This is a genomic window from Shewanella sp. SG44-6 (assembly GCF_014164185.1).
Classification (GTDB): Bacteria; Pseudomonadota; Gammaproteobacteria; order Enterobacterales; family Shewanellaceae; genus Shewanella; species Shewanella vesiculosa.
In genome coordinates, this window is sequence record NZ_JACJER010000299.1 from 1 (window position 1) to 904 (window position 904).

Sequence of the window (904 nt, forward strand, 5' to 3'; positions counted from 1 at the left end):
AATTTTGAATCATCACCGCAAGAGTTTCCTAAGCAGGCATAAACCTCTGTAAAACCAAGTTTAGTTAACGCATGTTGATAATTTGTGTCAATTTCAAATTCTGAGTAAGTACGTGGTAATATGTAAGCAATATCAGTAATTTTTCCTTCCAGTTCCATGGTTTTATAGTTATCACCGACAAGCACTGAGGCTTGGTTAAAACCATGTGTAATATATTTTTGTATATAAGCACCTGGAATTCGGCTTAGCATTGGGTGGTCAGCCGAGTTTTTAGTATCATTTTGGCTGTTATCCTTAACGGTTATTTCACTCACCTCTTGTGATAAATAGTTTTGGTCAGTGGTAACTAAATCTAACGGCTCTTCTATTACTTCGATAATATCGATCTCTAAGTTGGTGGCGCGCTTCCTGCCAGCTGCATATATAGACACATAAACTTGTTTTTTTGGAAGGGTGATATAGGCAGTAATTAACGATGGTGATCCGTCTGAAATATCATTGAGCGGTTTTATAAATTTGACTAATTTATCTTCATTGCCGCAACTTGCTTGCTCGCATTCAAAGAGGATATTGGTATTTAATGCCTTGAGCTGGTTTTTATAGTTATTGATTAAATGAGCCGGCATATAAGACGGTGGCAATTCATAGTTAGTTCTAATCAGTTTACCTTTCACTTCTTTGGAAAGAATTTTATTGTCTTCAATTGACGTTATCAATTGTACTGGTGTGAAATGCCGAAGTTCATTCTTTACTTCTTTTACGTCTTTAGGCTCAGAAAACAATTCTTGTGTTGTCGCCGAGTAGGCATTCATCGCTGGCATAGCCGTCATGATGACGGCAAATGATATAAGCACGGGTTTTAACATATCAACTCCCTGTTGAAATAAAGTATCCAATAATATTA

1 pseudogene is annotated in these 904 nt (G+C 36.5%); it reads right to left on the bottom strand.

The features are described from left to right. Window positions 1–866, bottom strand: a pseudogene (locus H5185_RS22295) (DUF4892 domain-containing protein); the annotation flags it as partial. Between the last annotated feature and the right edge of the window lie 38 nt (window positions 867–904).